Origin of the sequence: Paenibacillus cremeus, assembly GCF_007786445.1 — a bacterium.
In the GTDB taxonomy this organism is placed as follows: Bacteria; Bacillota; Bacilli; order Paenibacillales; family NBRC-103111; genus Paenibacillus_G; species Paenibacillus_G cremeus.
Map to the genome: position 1 here is coordinate 1 of NZ_VNJI01000071.1, position 21,406 is coordinate 21,406.

The 21,406-nt window shown below is 54.2% G+C and carries 20 protein-coding genes and 1 pseudogene; 18 read left to right on the forward strand and 3 right to left on the reverse strand.

What is annotated here, in order from left to right:
- Nucleotides 1–206: 206 nt before the first annotated feature.
- From FPZ49_RS32360 to FPZ49_RS32395, 8 genes and pseudogenes are all read left to right on the forward strand, one after another.
- Nucleotides 207–1,076, forward strand: a complete 870-nt coding sequence (locus FPZ49_RS32360) for a sensor histidine kinase (RefSeq protein WP_144854463.1) — start codon at nucleotides 207–209, stop codon at nucleotides 1,074–1,076.
- A complete protein-coding gene (locus tag FPZ49_RS32365) occupies nucleotides 1,054–2,124 on the forward strand; it encodes a response regulator (protein WP_186446236.1) in 1,071 nt (356 codons plus the stop codon). Before FPZ49_RS32360 ends, FPZ49_RS32365 begins: the two co-directional genes overlap by 23 nt.
- 98 nt (nucleotides 2,125–2,222) lie before the next feature.
- Nucleotides 2,223–3,128, forward strand: coding sequence for an ABC transporter permease (locus tag FPZ49_RS32370; RefSeq protein WP_261381733.1), 906 nt, complete (start codon nucleotides 2,223–2,225; stop codon nucleotides 3,126–3,128).
- 13 nt (nucleotides 3,129–3,141) lie between these two features.
- Nucleotides 3,142–3,999: a carbohydrate ABC transporter permease gene (locus FPZ49_RS32375; RefSeq protein WP_144854465.1), complete on the forward strand. Its 858-nt coding sequence runs from the start codon at nucleotides 3,142–3,144 to the stop codon at nucleotides 3,997–3,999.
- A 48-nt stretch (nucleotides 4,000–4,047) separates the two neighbouring features.
- On the forward strand, nucleotides 4,048–5,619 hold the full coding sequence (locus FPZ49_RS32380; protein ID WP_144854466.1) for an extracellular solute-binding protein: 1,572 nt from the start codon (nucleotides 4,048–4,050) through the stop codon (nucleotides 5,617–5,619).
- An 84-nt stretch (nucleotides 5,620–5,703) separates the two neighbouring features.
- Complete coding sequence (locus tag FPZ49_RS32385; protein ID WP_144854467.1) at nucleotides 5,704–7,050, forward strand: class-II fumarase/aspartase family protein; 1,347 nt, start codon at nucleotides 5,704–5,706, stop codon at nucleotides 7,048–7,050.
- Between the two features lie 35 nt (nucleotides 7,051–7,085).
- A pseudogene (locus tag FPZ49_RS32390) lies at nucleotides 7,086–8,491 on the forward strand (malic enzyme-like NAD(P)-binding protein).
- Nucleotides 8,492–8,605: 114 nt separating this feature from the next.
- Entirely contained in the window at nucleotides 8,606–9,832 is a 1,227-nt protein-coding gene (locus tag FPZ49_RS32395) for a M24 family metallopeptidase (RefSeq protein ID WP_144854468.1), read from the forward strand.
- On the opposite strand, the gene FPZ49_RS32400 is transcribed toward FPZ49_RS32395, so the two are convergent.
- Nucleotides 9,819–10,337, reverse strand: a complete 519-nt coding sequence (locus tag FPZ49_RS32400; RefSeq protein ID WP_144854488.1) for a YfiT family bacillithiol transferase — start codon at nucleotides 10,335–10,337, stop codon at nucleotides 9,819–9,821. The genes FPZ49_RS32395 and FPZ49_RS32400 overlap by 14 nt on opposite strands.
- 232 nt (nucleotides 10,338–10,569) lie before the next feature.
- On the opposite strand from FPZ49_RS32400, the gene FPZ49_RS32405 reads away from it, so the two are divergent.
- Entirely contained in the window at nucleotides 10,570–11,448 is an 879-nt protein-coding gene (locus FPZ49_RS32405; protein WP_144854469.1) for a LysR family transcriptional regulator, read from the forward strand.
- Here the strand turns inward: FPZ49_RS32405 and FPZ49_RS32410 are convergent.
- Nucleotides 11,428–12,513, reverse strand: coding sequence for a HupE/UreJ family protein (locus FPZ49_RS32410; protein WP_186446237.1), 1,086 nt, complete (start codon nucleotides 12,511–12,513; stop codon nucleotides 11,428–11,430). The two genes, FPZ49_RS32405 and FPZ49_RS32410, sit on opposite strands and share 21 nt — an antisense overlap.
- A gap of 153 nt (nucleotides 12,514–12,666) precedes the next feature.
- Here FPZ49_RS32410 and FPZ49_RS32415 point away from each other — a divergent pair, with 153 nt between their 5' ends.
- The 5 genes from FPZ49_RS32415 to FPZ49_RS32435 all read left to right on the forward strand — a co-directional run bounded on the left by FPZ49_RS32415 (nucleotide 12,667) and on the right by FPZ49_RS32435 (nucleotide 16,996).
- Nucleotides 12,667–13,044 (forward strand): ATPase, encoded by a 378-nt coding sequence (locus FPZ49_RS32415; protein WP_144854471.1) that lies wholly within the window; start codon nucleotides 12,667–12,669, stop codon nucleotides 13,042–13,044.
- 147 nt (nucleotides 13,045–13,191) lie between these two features.
- Nucleotides 13,192–13,479 (forward strand): Asp-tRNA(Asn)/Glu-tRNA(Gln) amidotransferase subunit GatC, encoded by a 288-nt coding sequence (gene gatC / locus FPZ49_RS32420; protein WP_144854472.1) that lies wholly within the window; start codon nucleotides 13,192–13,194, stop codon nucleotides 13,477–13,479.
- A 22-nt stretch (nucleotides 13,480–13,501) separates the two neighbouring features.
- The gene (gatA, locus tag FPZ49_RS32425) at nucleotides 13,502–14,956 is read left to right on the forward strand and encodes an Asp-tRNA(Asn)/Glu-tRNA(Gln) amidotransferase subunit GatA (protein ID WP_144854473.1); all 1,455 of its coding nucleotides are present in this window, start codon (nucleotides 13,502–13,504) and stop codon (nucleotides 14,954–14,956) included.
- Nucleotides 14,957–14,974: 18 nt separating this feature from the next.
- A complete protein-coding gene (gene gatB, locus FPZ49_RS32430; RefSeq protein ID WP_144854474.1) occupies nucleotides 14,975–16,423 on the forward strand; it encodes an Asp-tRNA(Asn)/Glu-tRNA(Gln) amidotransferase subunit GatB in 1,449 nt (482 codons plus the stop codon).
- A 105-nt stretch (nucleotides 16,424–16,528) separates the two neighbouring features.
- The gene (locus FPZ49_RS32435) at nucleotides 16,529–16,996 is read left to right on the forward strand and encodes a GNAT family N-acetyltransferase (RefSeq protein ID WP_144854475.1); all 468 of its coding nucleotides are present in this window, start codon (nucleotides 16,529–16,531) and stop codon (nucleotides 16,994–16,996) included.
- Here the strand turns inward: FPZ49_RS32435 and FPZ49_RS32440 are convergent.
- Nucleotides 16,981–18,708, reverse strand: a complete 1,728-nt coding sequence (locus tag FPZ49_RS32440; RefSeq protein ID WP_144854489.1) for a hypothetical protein — start codon at nucleotides 18,706–18,708, stop codon at nucleotides 16,981–16,983. The two genes, FPZ49_RS32435 and FPZ49_RS32440, sit on opposite strands and share 16 nt — an antisense overlap.
- A 212-nt stretch (nucleotides 18,709–18,920) precedes the next feature.
- Here FPZ49_RS32440 and FPZ49_RS32445 point away from each other — a divergent pair, with 212 nt between their 5' ends.
- From FPZ49_RS32445 to FPZ49_RS32460, 4 genes are all read left to right on the forward strand, one after another.
- On the forward strand, nucleotides 18,921–19,628 hold the full coding sequence (locus tag FPZ49_RS32445) for an MgtC/SapB family protein (RefSeq protein WP_144854476.1): 708 nt from the start codon (nucleotides 18,921–18,923) through the stop codon (nucleotides 19,626–19,628).
- Between the two features lie 98 nt (nucleotides 19,629–19,726).
- On the forward strand, nucleotides 19,727–20,329 hold the full coding sequence (locus FPZ49_RS32450) for an RNA polymerase sigma factor (RefSeq protein WP_144854477.1): 603 nt from the start codon (nucleotides 19,727–19,729) through the stop codon (nucleotides 20,327–20,329).
- Nucleotides 20,280–20,729, forward strand: coding sequence for an anti-sigma factor family protein (locus tag FPZ49_RS32455; RefSeq protein WP_144854478.1), 450 nt, complete (start codon nucleotides 20,280–20,282; stop codon nucleotides 20,727–20,729). The genes FPZ49_RS32450 and FPZ49_RS32455 overlap by 50 nt, the downstream gene beginning before the upstream one ends.
- A 31-nt stretch (nucleotides 20,730–20,760) precedes the next feature.
- Nucleotides 20,761–21,393 (forward strand): hypothetical protein, encoded by a 633-nt coding sequence (locus FPZ49_RS32460; RefSeq protein ID WP_144854479.1) that lies wholly within the window; start codon nucleotides 20,761–20,763, stop codon nucleotides 21,391–21,393.
- Nucleotides 21,394–21,406 lie beyond the last annotated feature (13 nt).

Below are 21,406 nucleotides of genomic sequence, written 5' to 3' on the forward strand. Positions count from 1 at the left end.
AAAATCCGTTATAAATCAGCCGTTAGCTTCGTCTACAGAGTAGCATAATTCATTTCGAATGAACATTTTTTAAGCGGATATGACATCCGCTTGTTTGCTGTGCACATTTTGCTTGACTAAACCCAAAAAACTAACGGCACAGGACTTTGTCCCATGCCGTTTCGGATTACATTTTTATACCCAGTCTAGTCTTTGAGCTTAACTAAATGACATTGGGCAGCGGGGAAATGTTTGTACGTGCCCAAGTGCATCCGGGGAGACAAGACGAGCTGAACGAATTAAATGAAAGCTTTAATCAAATGGTCGAGAAGCTGCACCGATTAATTGATGAAGTCCACACGTCCGAGCTGCGGGAGAAGGAGCTAGTGATCAAGCAAAGAGAGACGATGCTCAAGTCCATGCAGGCGCAAATCAATCCCCACTTCCTTTATAACACGCTGGAGGTTATCAATTCGTATGCGATTTTGGAAAATGTGATGCCGATCAGCCGAATGGCCACTTCGCTCGCGGCGTTATTTCGGTACAGCATTACAAACGATAGCGAGAAGGTATCCTTATACGAGGAAATGAAGCATGTCCAAACCTATCTAGACATTCAAAAAGAACGTTATGAGCATCTAACTGTTCAACTGCAGTGGAGCTGGGATGACCTGCGCTACATTCAAACGCTTCGCCTTACGTTACAGCCGCTTGTAGAAAATGTGTTTCGCCATGCGTATGAAAAGCACGAGCGTTATCCGGAGTATATTGCCATTCAGGGCGAGCCAACACCGAAAGGGTATCGCGTCACCATTATCGATCATGGGGGAGGCATGGACGCCTCGGTCATGGAAAAGCTGAACCTGGCATTCCGGTCCTCAAGCGAGACCGAATATAGCCTGCCTGGAAAAGAGCACGATGAAGACCACCGATCAGGCAATGTGGGGCTATGGAACGTTCACCAGCGTCTGCGGCTCAGCTTTGGCGAGCCTTACGGTCTGTACATATCTAGTTCGAGCAGCCAGGGCACATGTATGGAAGTGCAGTTGCCGGCAATCATTGGAGGGAATGAAGATGCTAAAAACGATTCTTGCTGATGATGAGACCATGATCAAGAAAAGCTTGAAGGTGATTGTCGAGCGAACGAATCTGTTCACCGTCACCGAGGTATTTACGAACGGTCGCGATGCGTTGGAATATATGAAATCAAACCCGGTGGATCTGCTGATAACCGATATCCGGATGCCGGTCATGGATGGGCTGAACTTGATCGCCGCCCTGCGTGAGATGGGGAACGAAGCCGAAGTGATCATTTTAACGGGGTATGGAGAATTCGAATATGCACAAAGAGCTCTGCGCTACGGAGTCACCGATTACTTATTGAAGCCGATCGTGCCGGAGCAGCTGCAGAACATGCTGGAGCAAATCGTAAACAAACGAGACCAGCAAAAGCTTATGCAGGAGCGGCGGCAGGAGTCGCTTTGGTATTGCACACAGCAAGGGGAGCGTCTATCCCATCTGCTTCGGGACATGGATGGCGTTGCCATCATTTCGCTGCTGGACGAGGTCCATAGCTATATGAACCAAACCTTTGGCGACCAGCTGCCCGTGTACAAAACCTTTTATACCGATTTGTTGGCCTTGGCCCATAATGAGCTGATCGCGATCGCTCCGGATTTTAAAGAGGTAATACCCGTTCCCGCGCCATTCACCGAAGAAGATTCGACGGACAAGCTGAGAGCGCGTGTGCGCAAACAGATCAGCGAGTGGATGCTGAAGATGGCGGATTTGAGAAGTCACGGGACCGCACTGACGATGAAGAAGGCGCTAGCTTATATCGGGCAGCATATTTATGATGCCAATTTGACGCTGCAATCCGTGGCAGATGAGCTGAATTTATCCGTTTCCTATACGAGTGAAAGCATCAAGCAATCGTTAGGGATGAACTTCACCCAGTATGTGACGAAGCTTCGAATGGAGCACGCCAAAGCACTCTTGGCAGACTCGTCATGCAAAATGTACGAAGCCGCATTCCAAAGCGGTTATGCTGACTATGCTCATTTTACAAAAACCTTTAAGAAGTATTACGGGTATTCCCCGAAGGAGTACCGCACACGACTGAACGTGTCGACTTTTGACGAATAATCGGCGAAATATTGACAACTTGAACCGCGTAAATCACATGTACCTTCCTTTACGTGCCGTTTACAATGAAAACAACTTAAAGGAAGGAGGTCGAACTGATGGTTAAGGGGTCAAATTATTTTAAGAAAAACTGGCAAATGTATTCCATGATCGTCCCTGGATTATTGTTCTTTGTCATTTTCAAGTACATCCCGTTGGCCGGGAGTGTCATAGCGTTCCAGAATTACACTCCTTTCAAAGGAATCACTGGAAGCGATTTTATTGGCTTGGCGCATTTTGAACAGTTGTTTAGTTATCCCGAGTTTTACCGGGTGCTTCGTAATACGCTGCTCATCAGCTTGTACCAAATCATTTTTGGATTCCCTGCGCCGCTCATTCTTGCGCTCTTACTCAATGAGATCCGTAAAGTGTTTGTCAAGCGAATCATGCAAACCGTATTGTACGTGCCTCACTTTTTGTCTTGGGTAATTTTGGGCGGGATGATGATCAGCTTGCTTTCGCCGGATTCTGGTCTGGTCAACCACATCTTGAATGCGTTTGGACTGAAGAGCGTGTTTTTTATGCAGCAGCCCGAATATTTCCGCAGTATCGTCGTGCTTTCGGGGATTTGGAAGGAAGTCGGTTGGGGAACGATCATTTATTTGGCGGCCTTAACGGGGGTCAACCCGGAGCTGTACGAAGCGGCGGAGGTCGACGGAGCAAGCAAGCTGCGGCAGGTGTTTAGCGTCACCATACCGGCATTGCTGCCAACCATCATGGTGCTGCTGCTGCTCAAGATCGGTCACATTCTGGATCTGGGCTTCGAGCAAATTTATGTGCTGCTGAATCCTCTCGTGAAGGAAGCCGGCGATATTCTGGATACGTACATTTACGAGGTGGGGCTGCTCAGCGGAAAGTACAGCTATACGACCGCGATCGGATTGTTCAAATCTATCGTGGGGCTCGTGCTGATCCTGGGAGCAAACACGATCAGCAAGAAGACAACAGGAGATTCGATTTACTAGGAGGATGGGGGCTATGAGAAGCATCAATCCATCTCGCAAGTGGTTTGATCTGAGCAATTATATCATTCTTTCACTGATCTCACTCACGGTGCTGCTGCCCTTTCTGAACATTGCGGCGGGGTCGTTCAGCGGTGGGAATGCCATTTTACAAGGGGAAGTCACGGTTTTGCCGGTGGACTTTACGCTGGAGAACTACAGTGCGGTCATCAAGAACGCGGGCTTCTGGAAATCGTTCGGCATCACGGTTTATATTACGGTTCTGGGCACGGCAATCAGCCTGATTTTTACATCTCTGATGGCCTATGGGCTGGCCCGCCGCGATTTAAAGGGAAGATCGACGATCCTCCTGATTGTTTTGTTCACGATGATTTTTACGGCTCCGATCATTCCTTCGTATTTGCTGGTCAAGGCGTTAGGCATGCTGAATACGCTGTGGGCCGTCATGATTCCTTCGATGATCAGTGGCTTTAATCTTCTGATTATGATCTCATTTTTTCAAAATATACCCGACGGGTTAACCGAAGCTGCGAAAATAGACGGCTGCAACGATTACCGTACGTTCTGGAGCATTATCTTGCCTTTGTCCATGCCGGTCATGACCACCATTGGGTTGTTCTATGCGGTCTCCAACTGGAACGGCTATTATGCCGCCATGATGTATTTACGTGACCCGGGCTTGTTTCCGCTTCAAGTGAAATTAAGACAACTGGTGACGCAAGATAATGCCGGAGATTTCATTACATCGCTGTCCTCGGCCGAAGGCATAAAAATGGCCACGATCATCGTAGCAACCGTACCTGTAGTGCTCATCTATCCGTTTATTCAAAAGCATTTTGTCAAGGGTGCCATGATCGGGTCGGTGAAAGGTTAATCTCACACTTCACATTTCACAATCAAAACCATTGTAAGGGGAGTTCAAATGATGCGCAAGAAAGCGTTAGCAATAGTGACTTGTCTTTCTTTAACCGGAAGCTTACTGGCCGCCTGTGCGAACAAAGATGATAAAAACGCCGCAGGAAATGGAAACGGATCACCGGCAGCTCCGCCGACCATCAAGCTGATCGTGGGCGATCGCAATATGCCATACGTGACGTCTTCACCGAATCTGAATGAAGACAAGTATGTGAAAAAGATGCGCGAGCTGTCAAAAACGGACGTTCGCATTGAGGCGATCAACCAGGGCGACTATGCCAAAAAGCTGAATCTGCTATTTGCCTCAGGCGATCTTCCGGATGCCATCCAGGCGGTCAACGGGATTACCGCACCGGAGGTAGCATCGGCATTGAGCAATGGTGCTTTTTATGAACTGAACGACTTGATCGATAAATACGCGCCGAGCTTGAAAACGAAGATCAGCAAAGAAATGTGGAATTCGTCGCTCGTGAGCAAAGACGGAAAAATCTATGCCATTCCACGCGAAGCGCCGACGCCAAACAACCGCATTGTATACATTCGGAAGGATTGGATGGACAAGCTGGGATTGCAAGCTCCGAAGACGGTGGACGAGTATTTGAACGTGCTTCGCGCGTTTAGAGACAAGGATCCGAACGGCAACGGCAAAGCGGATGAAATTCCATTTATCGGGCGGAAAAACTTTGACTTCGGGTACGTGTTCTTTGGTGCGTACGATGTGAGCCCGGAGGGATGGAAGTTTGTAAATAATCAGCTCGTCCCTAACTTTATTCGTCCGCAAATGAAAGATGCGTTGAAGCTGCACCAGCAAATGTATCAAGAAAAACTGATCGACAATGAAGTATTTATCAACATGGCTACCGATTGGGTAACGAAAATCGAAAATACCCAGCGGGTCGGCATGTGGATCCATGCGGCCGAATATCCGGACAAAACGGCTACGGGCTATAAGAAGCTGTCTCCTCCTGTGGAGTTTATCAACATTCCAGCTCCTACCGGACCGGACGGAAAAGGCGGAAATCTGATCGGGTCGGTGGTGGACCCGCTGTCGACTTGGGTGATTCCGAAGACGAACAAACATCCGGAATATGTATTGAAGTTCCTGGAATGGATGCTGTCTGATGAAGCTCAAGACTTCTTAAATTACGGACTCGAGGGCGAGGACTACACGGTAGAGAATGGCAAGAAGGTGCCGAAGCCTTGGAGCACGAAGGCGGACTCGGACAAAGACCAGATGCATACGCAATGGCTGAGATTCATCGGTCCAAGCTATATCCATAATCAGGAGTTCATGAAGACCCGCGAGAATGGACAATTAGTGACCAGCGCGCTGAAAATCGCCACCACGGAAGGCCGGGTCAACGACGGTCTGGATATGCCGATCCCGCCATCGCTTGAATCCAAGCCGGAGCTTCAATTTACAGGATTGTGGATGGAGCTGGCGGCAAAGATCATTACAGGGCGCGAGCCGCTCGACAGCTTTGACAAGTTCGTAGAGGATTGGAAAAAGCGCGGCGGAGACAAGGTCATTCAAGAGGCGACCGACTGGTACGTCAAAAATAATCAAGCCAAAAAATAATAGAGTTCACGTTTCAGCTAGGGGGATCTCGACAATCCCCCTAGTGTCGTTTCTAGGCCAAGATTGAAGGAGGGTTTATCCGATATGCAGAATAACCAAGAGAACCGTTTGCAACAAATTTTCTCCATGCGCTCACGTTTGCAGCGCTACCTGGAAGTGGAGGCGGCCCTAGCTTTGGCACAGGCCGAGCTGGACCTGATCCCGCAAGAGGCGGCGAACAAAATCGCAGAGGCAGCTAAAGTGGAATTGATGGATATAGAGCGTCTGGAGGCCGATCAAGCCAGAACGGGGCATTTTATGATGCCGATCGTATCCGAGTTGTCGCGCGTGGTTGGGGAGCCTGAAGGCGGCTTCGTACATTGGGGGGCCACCTCGCAAAACATTGAGCAGAACGGAGACGTTCTCGGGTACCGTGCGGCGGTAGACATTTTGAAAGAGCAGATGTGCGACGTATTGGAGGCGTTGGCTCAATTAGGTGAGCGGAGCGCGGATACGGTCATGGCCGGACGTACGCATTGGCAGCAAGCCGTACCGATTACCCTCGGCTTCAAGGTGGCCAATTGGTCCGATGTGATGATGCGTCATTTGGAGCGGTTGGAGCAGCTCAAGCCGCGTCTGCTGACAGCAATGATGGGAGGCGCGGTCGGTAATTTTGCCAGCTTGGGCAGTATCGGTCCGGCGGTGCAGGAAGGGGTTGCCCGTCGACTCCACTTGACTCCGATGTCCGTGCCAGGCAGAAACATTGTGGACCAGTTTGCCGAGTTTTTACTGCTTCTGGGCATGATCGCCGCTTCATTGACCTCGATGGCAGAAGAAGTGGCCCGGTTAATGGCAACCGAGTTCGGAGAAATCGCAGAAAGCTTGCCTGAAGGAGACGTCGGAAGCTCGACGATGCCGCAGAAGAGAAATGCGAAGAAATGCATGGAGATCGTTACGAAATCGGCTCGGATTCGGGCCAATGTACCTGTGGCCTTGGAAGCGATGATCCATTCGCATGAGGTGGATGGCGCACGGTTTGCGATTATGCAAAGTGCAATAGAGCAGAGCACCCTTTTGACCGGGGACCTCCTCCAAGCGATGCATAGCGTGCTTAGCGGTTTGGAGATTTACCCTGAGCATATGTTAAGGAACTTGAAGCTATCCGGCGGTCTGATCAATGCGGAAGCGGTGATGATGACGTTAGCCGATACGCTAGGTCGTCAAATCGCCCACGAAATCGTTCATGAAGCGGCCCATCAGGTGGCGACGAGCGGATTTACCATCACGTTCTATGACGTCCTGTCGAAGGATCCGCATGTGAGTGCGCATCTTATTCCGGAGGAGATCACGAGGCTTCTCGATCCGGCGTCGCACACGGGACTTAGCAGCGACATTGCGCGGGAGACGAGCGCTCGAGCCTATGCCGCATCTCGCCTTCACCGAACGATTTGATCCATCAGCATAGCATCAAGGAAGGTGGGCATCTAATGGCTAATACAAGTGTAATTATTCGGATCGAATTGGATCACGAGCAAATTAAGTTTGGGGATGTAGCAGCATCCATAAGCAATATAGGCGGCGATATTACCTCGGTGGACGTCATCCGTTCCGGACAGACTTCTTCTATAAGAGATATTACGGTGGAGGCGGTAGATACCGCCCCGAATCCGTCATTGTGGAATCCTTGCGACGACAGCACGGAATCAAGCTCATCAATGTGTCCGACCGCACGTTTCTTGCGCATTTGGGCGGGAAAATTAAAGTGCAGCCCACCATGCCGATTAAAAATCGGGACGATTTGTCTCACGTGTATACGCCGGGAGTGGCCAAGGTTTGCAGAGCCATTCACGAGGATCCGAAAAAGTCATATTCGCTTACCATTAAACGCAATACGGTGGCTGTGATTACGGATGGAACCGCCGTTCTCGGATTAGGGGATATCGGTCCGATCGCTGCTGCACCGGTGATGGAAGGGAAGGCGATGCTGTTCAAGCAGCTGGCCGACGTAGATGCCTTCCCGATCTGTTTGGATACGACCGATACCGAAGAGATCATCCAAGCGATTAAATGGATCAGTCCGATTTTTGGCGGCATCAACTTAGAAGATATCAGCTCCCCCCGGTGCTTCGAGATCGAGCAGAGACTTTCGGAAGAGCTGGGCATTCCGGTGTTTCATGATGACCAGCACGGCACAGCCGTAGTGGTCCTTGCGGGGCTGCTGAACGCCTTGAAGGTCGTGAATAAACGCATAGAGAGCGTCCGAGTCGTCGTCAATGGGATTGGGGCAGCCGGAGTTTCGATTTGCAAAATGCTGCTAGGAGCCGGTGTCACGCGTCTGGTTCCGGTGGACCGCGAGGGTGCGATTGTTCGAGGAGAGACGTATGCACATCCGATGTGGCAGTGGCTTGCGGATCAGCCGCAAGTGGAGAGCGAGAAGGGCACGCTGCAAGAAGTGCTGAAGGGCGCCGATGTCTTTATTGGGGTATCCAGAGGCGGGCTGCTGAACAGCGAGCATATCCAGAGTATGGCCCCCCGGAGCATCGTGTTTGCTATGGCGAATCCCGAGCCCGAAGTGCGAGCGGAGGCTGCCTTACCGCATGTAGAAGTGTTCGCAACAGGCAGAAGTGACTATCCGAATCAAATTAATAATGTCCTGGTCTTCCCAGGGATGTTCAGAGGCGCACTGGATTGCCGGGCGAAGCAAATTAACGAGCCCATGAAGCTGGCGGCGGCGCGAGCAATTGCTTCCGTCGTTACCGAATCGGAGCTGAATAGTCAATATATTATCCCAAGCATCTTTAACGATCAGGTGGTTATGAAGGTGCGGAGAGCGGTTATTGAAGCGGCCATCTTAACCGGTACGGCCCAGAGGATACCGGCTGATTTTAGATAGGTGGATAATTTAATGAAAAGGGGTTATGGCACTTGTGCTGTAACCCTTTTTTCGTGGAAGCAGGTGAGGTACAATAAGCATCAGCACAAGACTGCCAGAACCGGAGGCTTTCGCATGACGACAACAATACCCCAAACCGAGTACACCCAGCGCATCCAGCGCTTACAGCAGAAGATGCTTGCGGAGAACATCGACGGCTTCATTCTTTCGCAAAATGTAGACCTCTACTACCTCACCGGCTCCATGCAAACGGGCTACCTCATCGTGCCCGCGAACGGCGAGCCGCTGTACCTCGTGCGCCGCAGCGTCGTGCGCGCGCAGCAAGAAGCCGCCGCGGTCGTGGAGCCTCTCGGCTCCTTCCGCGACTTCGGCGCGCGCCTCGCGCGCGCGTTCCCGCCGCTCGCTCCGCCGCCGGCGGCGGCGCAAACCACCGGCCAGCCGCCGATCCGGCTGGCCGCAGAATTCGACGTGCTCCCGGTCGCCCAGCTGCAGAGGCTGCAGCAGGTGCTGCCGCACGTCGCATGGGTGGACGGCTCCACCCTCATCCGCGAGACGCGGATGCTGAAATCGCCGTCCGAGCTCGCCTGCATCCGCGAAGCGGCCCGCGTCATTGACGTCGCCTTCGAGGATGCGCTGAGCAAGCTCCAGCCCGGCATGACCGAGCTGGAGGTGATGGCCGGCATCGAGTATGCCATCCGGCGGCAGGGCCACCTCGGTACGATGCGGATGCGCGGCTACAACCAGGAAGTGATCACAGGAATGCTGGGAGCAGGGGAGGCGGCTGCGGTGCCGACCTACTTCGACGGCCCGGCAGGCGGCCAAGGCCTCGGACCGGCCGGGCCGCAGAGCGCCAGCCGCAGGCCGATCGGCAGCAATGAGCCGATTCTGATCGACATCGGCTGCTGCATCGACGGCTACGTCATCGACCAGACCCGCACCGTCGTCATCGGCGAGCTGCCGGAGGACTTGGTCCGCGCGTACGAGACGGCGGAGCAAATTCTCCGCAGTGTCGAGTCGATGCTGCACCCGGGGACGGAATGCGAGAAGCTGTACATGCTGTCGCTGCAAATCGCCCACCAGGCGGGGCTGAGCGACCATTTTATGGGCTTTGGCGACGACCAAGTGAAGTTTCTGGGCCATGGCATCGGACTTGAGGTGGATGAGCTGCCGGTGCTGGCCAAAGGCTTCCGCTACCCGCTCGAGCCCGGCATGGTCATCGCCATCGAGCCGAAGTTCACCTTCCCGAACCGCGGGGTGGTCGGCATCGAGAACAGCTATGCGATCACGGACACCGGCTTCGAGAAGCTGACCGTGTCGCGGGAAGGCCTTATCCGGTTATAAGCCGGATATGTGCCAAGTGATGCCGGCCGTGCCAGGCATACATCCCGACCGCTTCGTACAGCCGCACGAGCCCGGAATCGGGATGCTGAAACGCCCGCGTCAGATCGGCCTCGGTCATCCCGCGAAGCAGCAGCACCCATCGCTGATGCAGCGAAGCAAGCAGGCCCAGCGACAGCTCCACCGGCGCATGCACCGTATCGGGAAGCTCAGCCCAGAGCTCTTCCCGGTACGGCTTAATGGTCGGCTCCTCTTCCGTCAGCGCCAGCTTAAAGCGGATAAAGCTGTTCATATGGCTGTCCGCCATATGGTGCACTACCTGCCGAACGGTCCACCCGCCCGGGCGGTAGGGAAGCTCCAGCTGCTCCGCAGAAGCACCCTTCAACGCCTCCGCAACCTGCCCCGGAAGCGCCTCGATATCCCGAATCCATTCACGCACCTGCTCCAGCTCCAACCCCTCCGGCTTCACAAATTGTCCTATTGGAAACCTCAACCGATCCTCACTCATCATTTACTCATCCTCCCATCCAATTTAGCAAACCTAGCTTTTGTCTTAACCTTAGCTCTTGTCTTAGCTCTGCTAAGCACTTGCTTTCGTCCTCGATTCAGCCCTCGAATAATCATTTGCCGTGCTCACAAATCTACTGTACCATGAAGCTAATCATCGGAGTTAGCGAAGCTTTTCGATCCCATCCATCGAAAATAATGATACTACAGGCAGCGGGGGAGTGAACCAAGCCATGGATTTGCAGTGCCTGCAAACATTTAAAGAGGTAGCGAAGCAGGGCAGCTTTACGAAGGCGGCGGAGGAGCTGGGGTACGTACAGTCCAGCGTGACGGCGCAAATTCAGAAGCTGGAAAAAGAGTGCGGCGTCGTGCTGTTCGAGCGGTTCGGCCGACGCATGCGGCTGACCCCTTCGGGGGAGGTGCTGCTGCAGTATGCCACCCGCATTCTGCTGCTGACTGAGGAAGCGAAGCAAACCGTGTCCAGCCAAACCTCCGGCAGCATTGTGATCGGCACGATTGAGACGCTGGCGGCCTTTTTTCTGCCACCGCTGCTGCAGCGGTTCCGTGAGCTGTACCCGCAGATCAACGTCATTTTGCAGCCCGGCTCGGAGCCTGCGATCATCCAAGCGGTGCGCGAAGGCGAGTGCGACGTCGGCCTGCTCCTCGACCGGCCGTACGCCGATCCGGATCTCACCTGCATCGCCATCCGCGAGGAGCCAATTGTGCTGCTCGGCCCCGCGAACACGCACCACGCACAATTGCAGCCGCTTACGCTGCAAGATGTCGCGCAGCAGCCGCTGATCGTGACCGAGCCCAGCTGCACGTATCGCTCGGCACTGGAGCGGGAGCTGAGGGAGCAGCAAATGACGTACCATTTTGCCTACGAGCTGGGCAGCATTGAGGCAATCAAACAGTGTGTCATCTACGGACTGGGCTTGGGCCTGCTGCCCGCCGTCGCCGTGAGGGAAGAGCTCGAAAACGGCAAGCTAAAACAACTGCCGTTCCAGCTGCCGGACCCGCCTTTTTACACCCAGCTCATCCATCACCGGAAAAAATGGCTCTCCGCGCCCTTAACCGACTTCATCCGTCTGCTAACCGCCCAGAGCCTCTAAGCGCTCCAGCGCCCAGTAAGCAGCGAGCAGGAAAATGACGACCGACCCGCCGACCACGATCACCTTGCGGTACCAGTCAAAACGCTGCAAGCGCAGCAGCAGAGGCAGCACCAAGACGACGATGGACAGCTGGCCGGCCTCCACGCCGAGATTGAAGCTGGCCAGCGACGTGGCGAAATACATTTTCGGCAGTCCGATCTCCCCCAGCGCGCTGGCAAAGCCCATCCCATGAATCAATCCAAAAGCGAACGTGAGCACCCAGCGCAGCCGGCTCGAGCGGACTACGATATTTTCCACCGCGACGTAGCAGATCGTCAATGCAATGCCGGTTTCCACCCAGGCGCCAGGCGGCTTGATGATCTCCATGGCGGCCAGCACCAGCGTGATGCTGTGGGCAATGGTGAAGGCGGTGACGATTTTCACCACCTCCGACATCCTCCGGGCGATCAGCAAGAGCGATAAAAGAAACAGCAAATGATCGTACCCGGACAATATATGCTCGATCCCCAGCATAAAATAGTTCCAAAGCGTCGAACCGAGCGTCGCCGGGTGCAGCGATTGGTAATGGTAGGAGCGGTGGGCCGTGTCCATGACTGCTTGATCCACATCGTCTCCCTCGGTGATCAGCACGAAGTTGATATGCAGCGGATCCGCATCGTCAAACAGCAGGCTGTACTGCAGCGTAAAACCCTTTATCGGCTCCAGCGCCTCATAGTGCAGCACGAAGCTGACGCCGGGGACCGTCTCCTTTTCGTCCAGCCGCATGCTTTTCATCGCAACTGGCATCGCTTTCATTGTCTGCTCCAGCCGTACGTGCTCTTGGATATACTTCGCCAAATCGCTAGAGAGCTCCGACTCCGACAGCCGGTTGTCCTTGTTCGTATCGAACCTCAGCAGGCTGATTTCCGGGATGAAAAGCTCATAGTCCACGCCGTCTGAGCCCACCGTCAGCTGAGAGTATCCGTTGTTGAGCGGATGCGCCGAGACAGGCTCTCTAGCATTGCCTAGGCATAAAAAAAGTGCTAGAATTATTAAAATTACTATTCTAATGTAAGTCGTCTTCATAAAGCATCTAACCTCATCTTCGATAGAGATAATCAAATTCATCCATTTCATCATAATCATTTTCACGCTTGAATCCAAGGCATGAGGGAGTTGCGGCTGCGGTTACCAAGATTTTGCCGTGTCGGTTGTGAGCGAGTAGAAGGGGGAACGTTCATGCTGAAGCTGGGTCAGAGAGTGTACATTATCGCGGACTCATTTGAACAAAATTTGCCGATCGGCGAATACGGATATATCATTGCCCTTGATCGGAACGCCGATAACGTATTCGATTACGTGGTCCGAGTGCCGAAGGTTAATAAGCATTTTTATGTGCCGGGAGCGGACATTGAGCTCGAGGAAGTGCTGTTTCAGCAAGAGGCGGAACGCTTGGAGCGGGAGGCTTTGATCGATTTTGCGCTGGCGACCAAGAACGAGGAGCTGTTCCGCCGCATTATGAACGGCGAAGAGGTTGAACCCGAGGCCGAGACGAACAAGGAAGTGCAGTCGAAGGACGATTTCATTCGGCAGATTAATTTGAAGGCTTGGATATAAAATGACAAAACCGGCTCGGCTCCTCACCTGGTGATGGCAGCTGTCAGCCGGTTTTTTCGTGCGCACAATCTCGAGGGGGCAATTGAGATAAAAATCCATCTAAGCTATAATAGGAGGAATGATTGCGTAGAGTGAGGTGCAGAAAAAATGAGTATTACAATTAAAGACGTCGAGCACGTGGCGAGCCTCGCCCGACTCGAGCTGAGCGACCGCGAGAAAGAGCAGTTCACGGAGCAGCTCAACGCCATTTTAAAATACGCCGAGCAGCTCAACGCGCTGGATACGGATCATGTTGAGCCGACCAGCCATGCGATGCCGCTTGTGAACGTGATGCGGGAGGATGCGGTGAAGCCGTCCCTGCCGATTGAGAAAGTGCTGCTCAACGCGCCGGATGAAGAAGAAGGCCAAATTAAAGTACCGGCCGTATTGGAATAAATGTTGAAGGGAGGCTGTCCGCGTGTCGTTATTTGATTTACGCTTGCAAGAGCTGCATAACAAGCTTCATGCCAAAGAAATTACCGTCTCCGATTTGGTGGACGAGTCCTATAAGCGCATTGCTGCCGTTGATGGCAAAGTGAAGGCGTTTTTGACATTGGACGAAGAAAACGCGCGTACTTCCGCCAAGGCGCTGGACGAGCAGTCCGGCAGCCTGGAGAAAGGCCTGCTGTACGGCCTGCCGATCGGGATTAAAGACAACATCGTCACCGAAGGCCTGAGAACGACGTGCGCCAGTCAATTTTTGAGCAACTACAACCCGATCTATGACGCCACCGTCGTCACAAAGCTGAAGTCAGCGCAAACCGTCACCATCGGCAAGCTGAACATGGACGAGTTCGCGATGGGCGGCTCCAACGAAAACTCGGGCTTCCATGCAACACACAATCCGTGGAACCTGGACTATGTACCAGGCGGCTCCAGCGGCGGGTCCGCAGCAGCCGTGGCGGCAGGAGAAGTGTACTTCTCCCTGGGCTCCGATACCGGCGGCTCGATTCGCCAGCCGGCAGCATATTGCGGTATTGTCGGCATGAAGCCGACCTACGGCTTGGTTTCCCGATTTGGTCTCGTGGCGTTTGCTTCGTCGCTCGACCAGATCGGACCGCTGACCAAGAACGTGGAAGACAGCGCCTACCTGCTGCAAGCCATTACCGGACATGATGCGATGGATTCGACGTCGCTGAACGCCGATATTCCGGATTACGTCAGCGCGCTGACCGGCGATGTGAAGGGTCTTCGCATCGCGGTGCCGAAGGAATACCTCGGTCAAGGCATCGATCCGAAAGTGAAGGATGCGGTCCTCACCGCACTTAAAGTGCTGGAAGGACAAGGCGCGATCGTCGAAGAGGTATCGCTGCCGCACTCTGAGTATGCTGTAGCTACATACTATCTGCTCGCTTCCTCCGAAGCGTCCTCCAACCTCGCGCGGTTTGATGGCGTTCGTTATGGCGTACGCAGCGAGAATCCGAAGAACCTGCTGGATCTGTACATCAAGTCCCGCAGCGAAGGCTTCGGCGACGAAGTGAAGCGTCGGATCATGCTTGGAACGTACGCGCTCAGCTCCGGCTATTACGACGCGTACTATCTGAAAGCGCAGAAGGTGCGCACCTTGATCAAGCAGGACTTCGAGCAAGTATTTGAAAACTACGACGTGATCATCGGGCCAACCGCTCCGACACCGGCTTTCCGCATGGGCTCCCAAACGGACAACCCGCTGACCATGTATTTGAACGATATTTTAACGATTCCCGTCAACCTGGCCGGCATTCCGGCGATCAGCGTACCTTGCGGCTTCGCGGACGGCTTGCCGATCGGCCTGCAGATTATCGGCAAGGCGCTGGACGAATCGACGGTACTGCGCGTAGCGCATGCGTACGAGCAGCAAACCGATCATAACAAGCAGCGCCCACAGCTGTAAGAAAGGAGCAAAACCCTCATGTCAGCAGCAACCGACAAGAAATATGAAACGGTCATCGGACTAGAGGTCCATGTTGAACTGCATACCAAATCCAAAATTTTCTGCGGCTGCTCCACCGCATTCGGAGCGCCGCCGAATACACATACGTGCCCGATCTGTCTCGGGCATCCGGGCGTACTTCCCGTGCTGAACAAGCAAGCGGTGGAATACGCGATGAAAGCGTCGATGGCGCTGAACTGCCAAGTGGCGGAAGTCAGTAAATTCGACCGAAAAAACTATTTTTACCCGGATTCGCCTAAAGCGTACCAAATCTCGCAGTATGACAAGCCGATCGGTGAGCATGGCTGGATCGAGATCGAAGTAAACGGCGAAACCAAACGCATCGGCATCACCCGCGTGCACTTGGAAGAAGATGCGGGCAAGCTGACACACGTGGACGGCGGCTATGCATCCTTGGCAGATTATAACCGGGTAGGGACGCCTCTGATCGAGATCGTCTCCGAGCCGGATTTGCGTTCGGCCGAGGAAGCGCGCGCGTACTTGGAGAAGCTTAAGGCGATTATGCAGTACTGCGATGTTTCCGACGTGAAAATGGAGGAGGGCTCGCTGCGCTGTGACGCCAACATCAGCTTGCGTCCTTTCGGACAAGCGGAGTTTGGCACCAGAACGGAGCTCAAGAACATGAACTCCTTCCGCGGCGTTCAACGCGGGGTGGAGTACGAAGAATGGCGTCAAGCGGAGGTGCTGGAGGACGGCGGCAAGGTCGTGCAAGAAACCCGCCGCTGGGACGAGTCGCAGGGCAAGACGCTGACGATGCGCAGCAAAGAGCAGGCGCATGATTACCGGTACTTCCCAGATCCGGACCTCGTTTCGATGCATATCGACGAGCAGTGGAAGGCGCGCGTGCGCGAGTCCATTCCGGAGCTGCCAGATGCGCGCAAGAAGCGCTATGTGAGCGAGTACAGCCTGCCGAGCTATGACGCGGAGGTCATCACGTCCTCGATGAAAGTAGCGGACTTCTTTGAAGAAAGCCTGCAATATACGAAGGATGCCAAAGCGGTATCCAACTGGATCATGGGCGACCTGCTCGGGTATTTGAATGCGAATAACCTGGAGCTGTCGGATGTGAAGGTGACGGGCAAGGGGCTCGGCGAGATGATCGGACTGATGGAGAAGGGCACAATCAGCAGCAAGATCGCCAAGACCGTGTTCAAAGCGATGCTGGAAACCGGCAAAGCGCCGCAGACGATCGTTGAGGAGCAAGGGCTTGTGCAGATCAGCGACGAAGGCGCAATCAAAGCCATAGTCGATCAGATCGTGGACAACAACCCGCAATCCGTTGCCGACTTCAAGGCTGGTAAGGATAAAGCGGTGGGCTTCCTGGTTGGACAAGTGATGAAGGAAACGAAGGGCAAAGCCAACCCGGGATTAGTGAACAAGTTAATTATCGATCGTCTTAACAGTTAAGGGGATAAAAGAAGTGGTATGTCTCGCGGCAGGCTGCAGGTGAAACTGCGTCATGCCATGGGTCATACCACTTTTTTAACACAAGTACTATGGGGGTGGAAAGCCATGATCCGTATGATCGACTTAGAAAGCATGAAGGACGTTCTGGAGCTCCTGGAGCTGCAGCAGCTGGCTTACCGGGTGGAAGCAACCCTCATTGGCTTTGAGGAAATTCCCCCGCTGCTGGATTCGCCGAGCACCTTGCGCGAATCGAATGAAGCCTTCCTCGGCTACTATCTCCAAACAGCAGAAGGAGGAGAGCGCTTGGCCGGTGCGATTGCCTGCAAGCAAACCGCCAAGGAGCTGCAGATCTGCCGCTTAATGGTCCATCCGGATTGTTTTCGGCGCGGGATCGCGGCTCAGCTGCTTACGTACGTCGAACAGCACACCGTTCCAGGGATGCGGATCAAGGTTTCGACCGGCACCGGGAATACACCGGCGGTCGAGCTGTACGTCAAGCACGGCTATGAGCCGGTGGGCATGCAGCTGGTCGCGCCGGGCATCACCTTAACCCAGTTTCAAAAAATCGTATAGTCGTCGAAGCGGACGTCCACACCGTCGATTGTCCGAAGCGGAGAGGGTCCATCTTCTCTTAAACCGCACCCGCTAAGACGCAGCACGCTTCCGCGAGCATTCGTATAGGTGACCGAAACCGCACCCGTATCCTTGTCTTCCCGTGTAAATGCAGGGGCTCGCCGTTCCGAGTGCGCTTGCCAGCCGTCCAGATCGGCTATGCCTTGCGCCACAGCTTCATCCACCGACAAGACGTCCACGACAATCCCGGAGTACAAATAACCTTCTCCAGCAATCAGCGGCACAGAGACCGAATATCGGTCTTCTTTTTCATTCACGGCCATATCTGTTCCGCCGCCTCCCAGCGCATGGAAGACCACATAAATGCTTCCGAGCTTCCCGTAACCGCTGTTGCCCACAAACCGCCATTCGCCCTTCGGCAAGCAGCCCACCAGCGCTGAAGCTGATCCGCCGGCTGCCGATTCCGGCACGGCCCAGAGCTGAATCGCTGTCCCGCGATCGAAGAGGACGTCGCCATAGGGGCTCGCATGCCGATCATCGCCGGGCACATACTTGCCGCCAGGATGAAAAAAGTACAGCTGATTCACGCCCGCCCCTGCGGGCTCCGAATCCAAGGGCAGCGACACATCCCAGCGGAGCTGCTCGTTGTCGAACTCCTCTCGGCGCTCCCAGATCCCGCCGAGAGCATACTCCCGCGCCACGTACGTGTACGTGTGCGCTTCCGCGTCCACTTCGCCGCTCACGCCGGCGAAGCGAACCAAACGCTTCACCTCGCTAGGCTCGGCTCGAACCAGAGCGCGCTCTCGCACGGCCGCTGACACCTCATAGGTGTACAGCGCAGCCCCCTCGAGCCGCGGGAACACCTTCGGCTCCGGAAAGTCGCCGAAGGCAATGAAGTCCAGCGGCGTGTTCGTGTCCTTCGGCGCGTCGTGGGGCCAGATCCGCGAATGCGGACCGACCCACGCCCCCCGAAGATACACCTCCGCACGCAAGCGCCACAAATACTCGAGCAGCTCGCCTGCAACCGCGCGAGCGGCGGCATCCTGCACCGTTTCCCACACGCAGGTAAACGCTTGGATCCAGTGCCAATGCCACGGCAGGCAGCCGTACTCCTTGAAGCCGAAGGTGCGCACGTGCTGCAGCAGGCGCTGGGCGCACTGGATGCCCTCGGCCAGCAGCCCTTCGTCGTCGAAGGCGTGGCCGAGCAGCAGCTTCAGCGCCGTGTGCTTCGCCTCGTGATGGTGCATCGACGAGAGCGGGTGACGGTACACGCTGCTTTGGTAGATGTGCAGGATGGCCAGGCTGATCTCCGACTTCAGATCAATCGGCAGCTTGGACTGGTACCGCTCGTAGAAGAACATCAGCAAGCAGCCCATCAGCTCCACGGGCAGCACGTGCGGCTTCGCCGAAGCCGGATCGTTACCCAGATTCAGCGGCCAGTGACCGTACATCGGACTTTCCGGATTCTGATCTTGAAGCTGGAGCACGTTTCGAAGCATCTGCATGGCCAACCCTTCGCCCTTCGCTTTCTGCTCCTCACTCCAAGCCGGAGCACCCTCCGCCGAATAGCCGAACAAATGGATCGCAAAATAAAAATTATCCCTCAAATCCTTATGAAACCAATAACCGCTGTCGAGCAGCGGGAGCTCCAGGGCATGCTCAGCGGCCAGCCGCAGCACGCGCTCTTTCCGTTCTAGTATGTCGTTTTGCATCATAAGGCCTCCCAGGGCGAACAATTTAAACGTTTCACTGCCTTTAAGTCTACCTTGCACCGTGATGAAGTCAACCATTTTTTCACTCGGCTCCCATAAAACAAGCCCAAACATGATACAATAAATCTCATTATATTTCGTTTGAGGTGCGGTAGCATCAACAACGTATCCTTCCATTATAGATCATATTCGTTCAAGGAGGCGGTTCCATTATGGCAAACGCAGTCAATCCATGGTTCATCGATCCGATTCACATTACGATCCGGCTGGTCTTGGCGTTTTTGCTGGGCGGCTTCATCGGCTTCGAACGAGAGCAGAGCAGCCATGCCGCAGGGATGAGAACGCATATTTTGGTATGCGTGGGCTCGACCTTGATCATGCTGCTATCGATTTACGGTTTCTCCGAGTTTACGAGTGTAACCATGCGGGACCCCGCCCGTTTGGCGGCGCAGGTCATTAGCGGGATCGGCTTTCTCGGTGCCGGAACGATTATGTTTACCGGCAAATCCATCACGGGCCTAACGACCGCGGCTTCGCTGTGGGTGGTGGCTGCCATTGGGCTGGCGATTGGCGCGGGCTTTTACTATGCGGCGGCGCTGACCGTCATCCTCGTGCTGATCAGCCTGTTTGTGCTCAACCAGGTGGAGAAGAAATATTTTCGCGCCAAGAAGGTGCGTCACTTCAAATTGAAAGCGGTTGACACGCCCAGCCTGCTGGCGAGGGTCTCGACGATGGTGGCCAGACAGGGAGGCGACATTCAGAAGCTGTCCGTGGAGGAGCTGCCGAGCGAGAACGAGAACGATTCCGCGAATCTGGTGCTGATTACGCTGACGCTCCGTATGTCCAAGGACGTCAAGCTGCTGCAAACGGTAGAGGATTTGAAGCACGTGGAAGGCGTAAAAGCCGTAGCATGCGATTAACCCAAATTGGACGCAATTTCCAACCGTAACAATGAAGGGGTCCATCCTTTTGCTCCGTCTAAAGTATTGATTGTATGGAAAGGCGGTGAACCGAACCGATGGAGAGCATGACGGATGAGCAGCTGATCGATTTTGTCCGTCAGGGCGATGAGAGAGCGTACCGGGTGCTGATGGAGCGTCATCAAAAGTACATCTATACGCTGATTTATCGCATGATCGACCATCGGGAGACCGCCGAGGATTTAACACAGGAAGTGTTTATCAAGCTGTACCGGTCGCTGGCCAATTTCCGCGGGGAGTCCCAATTCACGACCTGGCTTTACCGGCTGACGGTCAACTTGGTCACCGATTATCGCAGGTCCCAGAAGCGCCGGCCGCATACAGCCATTTTAGATGTGATCAAAGGCTGGTTCGGAGACCGCAAGGAGGAGCCGGAAGCAAGGGCGCTGCGGAAGGAAGAACAGCTGACGATGCAGCAGCTGCTATCGGACCTGCCTGACAAATACCGGCTAATCCTGTACTTGTACCATTATAAGCAGCTCTCTTATCAGGAAATATCGGACATCTGCGGCCTGCCGCTCAAGACGATCGAAACCAGACTCTACCGGGGAAAAACCATGCTCAAGGAAAAATGGATGGAGGTGCGCGCACATGAACAGGATGCATCCGGACAAAAAAACACTGCAGCGATTTCTGAATAATCGCTTGTCTGAGCTGGACAGCAAGCGGATTGCCCAACACCTGCGTACGTGCTCCGATTGCCGCTACGAGCTGGACGCCTATGTAGAGCTGGAAATGAGGCTGGACGCGCTTCCGCTGCTAGAGGCTCCCCCAGGGCTTTCAGATAACGTAATGAATACACTGCGCCAAGAGCAGCAGGCAGACAAGTCGGACACGATCCTTCCGAAGCAAAGGACGTTTTGGCGAACCGAGCTGGCGAATGGCTTAATCGCAGCGGCGGCTACGTTCCTATTCATCTATTCGGGTGTGCTCGGCAAGCTCATCTCGCTGGATGCCTTCGTGCTCAGCGAAGGAGTGCGGAGCGGGGCGACGTATGTGTATCGGACAATTGAAACCATTTCATATCAGCTGCTGACCTAAAAATTGAACTCATGCTTGGAGGGAAATAACAATGCAGGATCAAACGAATGACCCGCATAAGGCTGACGACGATCTGGAAGACGAATTTTTGAGAGAAAGGCTCCAACGCTACGGACAAATGCGCAAGCAGCCCTTGCCCTTTGATCCGTTTCTAACCCCAAGGCCAAGGAAAAATAAGTGGATTGCCGGCCTGCTGTCGTTTCTGGTGCCTGGCACGGGACAGTTTTATTTAGGCTTGATGCAGCGCGGACTAGCCATGATGCTGCTGTTTTTTCTGGATATTTTCGCGATCGTCTTTTTTGCCACGAATGGAGCAGACAGCATCCCCCTCATCGTGTTGTTTTCGCTGCTCATTCCGGTGATTTACTTCTATAACATCTTTGATGCGCTGCAGCAAACTGACAAGGTCAACAACGACGTCACCCCAAGCTTTTACGGCGGTAATTCGGGAGATGCTTCTTATACCCCTGACGGAAGCCCGGTGCGCAAGCGGAACAACGGCTTCGGCTATTTACTCATCGCGGCTGGGATCGTCTTGTTTTTAATCCACAGCAGGCCGACATGGCTGGCGCGGGCGTTTGAACTGGTAGGCTCCTCCATCGGCGCGGTGGTCTTGATCGGTGTCGGATTGTTTATGTTTTACAATGAATCCAGGAAGAAATAAGGAGAGAGACGCG

Bases quoted from the DNA above. Each gene is read 5' to 3' on its own strand.
- FPZ49_RS32360 (WP_144854463.1), top strand. From the start codon at position 207: ATGACATTGGGCAGCGGGGAAATGTTTGTACGTGCCCAAGTGCATCCG.
- FPZ49_RS32365 (WP_186446236.1), top strand. From the start codon at position 1,054: ATGCTAAAAACGATTCTTGCTGATGATGAGACCATGATCAAGAAAAGC.
- FPZ49_RS32370 (WP_261381733.1), top strand. From the start codon at position 2,223: ATGGTTAAGGGGTCAAATTATTTTAAGAAAAACTGGCAAATGTATTCC.
- FPZ49_RS32375 (WP_144854465.1), top strand. From the start codon at position 3,142: ATGAGAAGCATCAATCCATCTCGCAAGTGGTTTGATCTGAGCAATTAT.
- FPZ49_RS32380 (WP_144854466.1), top strand. From the start codon at position 4,048: ATGATGCGCAAGAAAGCGTTAGCAATAGTGACTTGTCTTTCTTTAACC.
- FPZ49_RS32385 (WP_144854467.1), top strand. From the start codon at position 5,704: ATGCAGAATAACCAAGAGAACCGTTTGCAACAAATTTTCTCCATGCGC.
- FPZ49_RS32395 (WP_144854468.1), top strand. From the start codon at position 8,606: ATGACGACAACAATACCCCAAACCGAGTACACCCAGCGCATCCAGCGC.
- FPZ49_RS32400 (WP_144854488.1), bottom strand. From the start codon at position 10,337: ATGAGTGAGGATCGGTTGAGGTTTCCAATAGGACAATTTGTGAAGCCG.
- FPZ49_RS32405 (WP_144854469.1), top strand. From the start codon at position 10,570: ATGGATTTGCAGTGCCTGCAAACATTTAAAGAGGTAGCGAAGCAGGGC.
- FPZ49_RS32410 (WP_186446237.1), bottom strand. From the start codon at position 12,513: ATGAAGACGACTTACATTAGAATAGTAATTTTAATAATTCTAGCACTT.
- FPZ49_RS32415 (WP_144854471.1), top strand. From the start codon at position 12,667: ATGCTGAAGCTGGGTCAGAGAGTGTACATTATCGCGGACTCATTTGAA.
- gatC (WP_144854472.1), top strand. From the start codon at position 13,192: ATGAGTATTACAATTAAAGACGTCGAGCACGTGGCGAGCCTCGCCCGA.
- gatB (WP_144854474.1), top strand. From the start codon at position 14,975: ATGTCAGCAGCAACCGACAAGAAATATGAAACGGTCATCGGACTAGAG.
- FPZ49_RS32435 (WP_144854475.1), top strand. From the start codon at position 16,529: ATGATCCGTATGATCGACTTAGAAAGCATGAAGGACGTTCTGGAGCTC.
- FPZ49_RS32440 (WP_144854489.1), bottom strand. From the start codon at position 18,708: ATGCAAAACGACATACTAGAACGGAAAGAGCGCGTGCTGCGGCTGGCC.
- FPZ49_RS32445 (WP_144854476.1), top strand. From the start codon at position 18,921: ATGGCAAACGCAGTCAATCCATGGTTCATCGATCCGATTCACATTACG.
- FPZ49_RS32450 (WP_144854477.1), top strand. From the start codon at position 19,727: ATGGAGAGCATGACGGATGAGCAGCTGATCGATTTTGTCCGTCAGGGC.
- FPZ49_RS32455 (WP_144854478.1), top strand. From the start codon at position 20,280: ATGAACAGGATGCATCCGGACAAAAAAACACTGCAGCGATTTCTGAAT.
- FPZ49_RS32460 (WP_144854479.1), top strand. From the start codon at position 20,761: ATGCAGGATCAAACGAATGACCCGCATAAGGCTGACGACGATCTGGAA.